This window comes from Pseudomonas sp. EGD-AK9, from assembly GCF_000465935.2.
In the GTDB taxonomy this organism is placed as follows: domain Bacteria; phylum Pseudomonadota; class Gammaproteobacteria; order Pseudomonadales; family Pseudomonadaceae; genus Aquipseudomonas.
On sequence record NZ_AVOF01000361.1, the window covers coordinates 1 to 3097 of the forward strand.

At 67.3% G+C, this 3097-nt stretch carries 5 protein-coding genes; 3 read left to right on the forward strand and 2 right to left on the reverse strand.

Annotated features, from left to right (window positions below):
* The 3 genes from N878_RS16285 to sutA form a co-directional block, all read left to right on the forward strand.
* Positions 1-1105: ammonium transporter (locus tag N878_RS16285; protein WP_021444671.1), on the forward strand; the 1105-nt coding region annotated here is incomplete at its 5' end.
* 98 nt (positions 1106-1203) lie between these two features.
* A complete protein-coding gene (locus tag N878_RS16290) occupies positions 1204-1629 on the forward strand; it encodes a secondary thiamine-phosphate synthase enzyme YjbQ (RefSeq protein ID WP_021444672.1) in 426 nt (141 codons plus the stop codon).
* Positions 1630-1706: 77 nt separating this feature from the next.
* A complete protein-coding gene (sutA, locus tag N878_RS16295; RefSeq protein ID WP_021444673.1) occupies positions 1707-2027 on the forward strand; it encodes a transcriptional regulator SutA in 321 nt (106 codons plus the stop codon).
* Between the two features lie 64 nt (positions 2028-2091).
* Here sutA and N878_RS16300 read toward each other — a convergent pair whose 3' ends face one another.
* Both N878_RS16300 and N878_RS16305 read right to left on the reverse strand, forming a co-directional pair.
* Positions 2092-2784: an HAD family hydrolase gene (locus N878_RS16300; RefSeq protein ID WP_021444674.1), complete on the reverse strand. Its 693-nt coding sequence runs from the start codon at positions 2782-2784 to the stop codon at positions 2092-2094.
* On the reverse strand, positions 2781-3097 hold a 317-nt coding region (locus N878_RS16305), incomplete at its 5' end, for a tyrosine-type recombinase/integrase (RefSeq protein WP_021444675.1). The genes N878_RS16300 and N878_RS16305, both read right to left, overlap by 4 nt.

Consider the following 3097-nt stretch of genomic DNA (forward strand, 5'->3'; position numbering starts at 1 on the left):
CACCAAGAACATCGCCCTGTACGCGGTGGCCAGCGTGATGTACCTGGTGATCGGCTACCACATCATGTACTCCAGCCCGGAAGGCGGCATCCTGCCGAGCCTGGGCTTTCTGATCGGCGACGAGAACAGCGTCGACTCGGTACTCGCCGGTGGCGACGATGCGCCTTACTACTCGGCCCGTTCCGACTTCTTCTTCCAGGTGGTGTTCGCCGCGACCTGCATGTCGATCGTCTCCGGTGCGGTGGCCGAGCGCATGAAGCTGTGGGCCTTCCTCGCCTTCGCCGTGGTCATGACCGGTTTCATCTACCCGGTGCAGGGCTTCTGGAAGTGGGGTTCGGGCTTCCTCAACGAAGCCGGCTTCCTCGACTTCGCCGGCTCCGGCGTGGTGCACATGGCCGGCGCTTCGGCGGCCCTGGCTGGCGTGCTGCTGCTCGGTGCGCGTAAGGGCAAGTACGGCGCGGGTGGCCAGGTCAACGCCATCCCCGGCTGCAATCTGCCGCTGGCCACCCTCGGCACCTTCATCCTGTGGATGGGCTGGTTCGGCTTCAACGGCGGCTCGCAGCTGAAGATGAGCACCATCGAAGATGCCAACGCCGTGGCCCAGGTGTTCGTCAACACCAACATGGCCGCCGCCGGTGGCCTGATCGCGGCGATGATCGTGGCGCGCATCCTGTTCGGCAAGTCCGACCTGACCATGGCGCTGAACGGCGCCCTGGCCGGCCTGGTGGCCATCACCGCCGAACCCCTGACCCCGAGCGGTCTGCAGGCGACCCTGATCGGCGGCGTCGGCGGCGTGCTGGTGGTGTTCTCCATCCTCGGCCTGGACAAGCTGAAGATCGACGACCCGGTCGGCGCTATCTCGGTGCACGGCGTGGTCGGCATCTGGGGCCTGCTGGCGGTGTGCCTGACCAACGGCGACGCCTCGCTGGGCGCCCAGCTGCTGGGTATCGCCTGCATCTTCGCCTGGGTCTTCATCGCCAGCCTGATCGTCTGGAGCATCATCAAGGCGGTGATCGGCCTGCGCGTCAGCGAAGAGGAAGAGTACGAGGGCGTGGATATCGCCGAGTGCGGTATGGAGGCCTACCCGGAATTCACCAACAAGTGATTTTCCCGGTAATCGCAAAGGGCGCCTTCGGGCGCCCTTTGTTTTTTCTGACGGCGCGCTAGAATGCGCGCGCTGAAGCCATCGGGAGCGAGAGTCGGATGTGGCAGCAACGCACCGTCGGCCTGCGTCCGCGCAGTCGCGGTTTCCACCTGGTGACCGACGAACTGCTGGCCGCCTTGCCGGAACTGGCGCAGCTGCGCGTCGGTCTGTTGCATCTGTGGCTGCAGCACACCTCGGCGTCGCTGAGCGTCAACGAGAACGCCGACCCCGCGGTGCGCCGCGATTTCGAGCGTTTCTTCAACCGCCTGGTGCCGCAGGGCGAGGGCGGCTACGAACACGACGACGAAGGCCCGGACGACCTGCCGGCGCACTTCAAGGCCAGCCTGCTGGGCTGTCAGTTGCAGCTGCCGATACAGAACGGGCGCCTGGCGCTGGGCAGCTGGCAGGGCATCTACCTCGGCGAGCACCGCGACCATGGCGGCGCCCGGCGGGTGCTGGCGACCTGGCATGGCGAGGTCATTTGAATTTTTTCCGGTCGGGCAGTGAAGCCTGCGCGACTGGGCTATAACTAACCTGCTTTTCGCAAGTCATGAGGTTGAACATGAGCGACGAAGACCTGGAACAAGACGACCTGGAAGGGGCCGACGAGGACGACGGTGAGGAGCTGGCGGCTGCCGACGACGGCGACAGTGGCGACGAGGGCGACGGCGAAGTCGTAGCCGGCGGCAAGAAGAGCAAGGCCAAGGCCGTCGAAGTCGACGAGCTGCCGAGCATCGAAGCCAAGCAGAAAGAGCGCGACGCGCTGGCCAAGGCGATGGAAGATTTCCTCGCCCGTGGCGGCAAGGTGCAGGAGGTGGAGCCCAACGTGGTCGCCGACCCACCCAAGAAGCCCGACAGCAAATATGGCAGCCGCCCCATCTGAGGACGGCACGCTGCACGAAACCCGCCCCTGTGGCGGGTTTTTTGTGCCCGGCCCGGGCTACGGCTTACCAGCTGGCGAGCAGCGCCGGCAGTTCGGCCAGGCTGGCGATCTGCGCGTCCGGCGTGGTCTCGGCCTGCCAGCTCAGCCCCTGCGGGTTGAACCAGATCGCACGCAGGCCGGCAGCCTGGGCGCCGGCGATATCGTCGCTGGGGTGGTCGCCGATATGCACCGCCCGCTCGGCCGCCACCCCGGCGCGCCTGAGCGCCTCGCGGAAGGGTTTGGGGTCGGGCTTGCCCACCCCCAGCTCCTCGGCGCAGAGGGCGAAGCGGAAGTATTCCGATAGCCCCAGGCGGCGCACGTCGGCGTTGCCGTTGGTGATCACGCCGAGCTGGTAACGCTCGGCCAGGGCTTCCAGCGTGGGGTGCACCTCGGCGAACAGTTCGACCTGGTGGCGCGCGTTGAGAAACACCTGGAACCCCGCCTCGGCCAGCGCCAGGGCTTCGTCATGGCTGTAGCCGGCGCCTTCCAGGGCATGCAGGAGGATGCGCCGGCGCAGTTCGCTGAGGCGGTGCTTGAGCATCGGCTCGGCGCTCAGCAGGCCGCTGCGGATCTGCCACAGGTGTTCCACCGGCACCGCGCCCAGGCGCGGCGCGTGCAGCGCCAGCCAGTTGCGCAGGGCGGCCTCGGCGTCCTGCATCACCGGGGTCACGTCCCACAGGGTGTCGTCGAGGTCGAAGGTGATCAGCTCAATGCTCATGCGGAACCGCCTTTGCGCTTGGCGCGCGGATGGGCCTGGTCGTAGACCTTGGCCAGGTGCTGGAAGTCCAGGTGGGTGTAGATCTGCGTGGTGGCGATATCGGCGTGGCCGAGCAGCTCCTGCACTGCGCGCAGGTCCTGCGACGACTCCAGCATATGGCTGGCGAAGCTGTGGCGCAGCATGTGCGGGTGCAGGTGCTGGCCCAGCTCGCGCACGCCGGCCTGGCGCACCCGTAGCTGCACCGCGCGAGCGCCGAGGCGGCGGCCCTGCTGGCTGACGAACACCGCGCCGTCGCCGGGATTCGCCAGTTTGC

Bases quoted from the DNA above. Each gene is read 5' to 3' on its own strand.
- N878_RS16290 (WP_021444672.1), top strand. From the start codon at position 1,204: ATGTGGCAGCAACGCACCGTCGGCCTGCGTCCGCGCAGTCGCGGTTTC.
- sutA (WP_021444673.1), top strand. From the start codon at position 1,707: ATGAGCGACGAAGACCTGGAACAAGACGACCTGGAAGGGGCCGACGAG.
- N878_RS16300 (WP_021444674.1), bottom strand. From the start codon at position 2,784: ATGAGCATTGAGCTGATCACCTTCGACCTCGACGACACCCTGTGGGAC.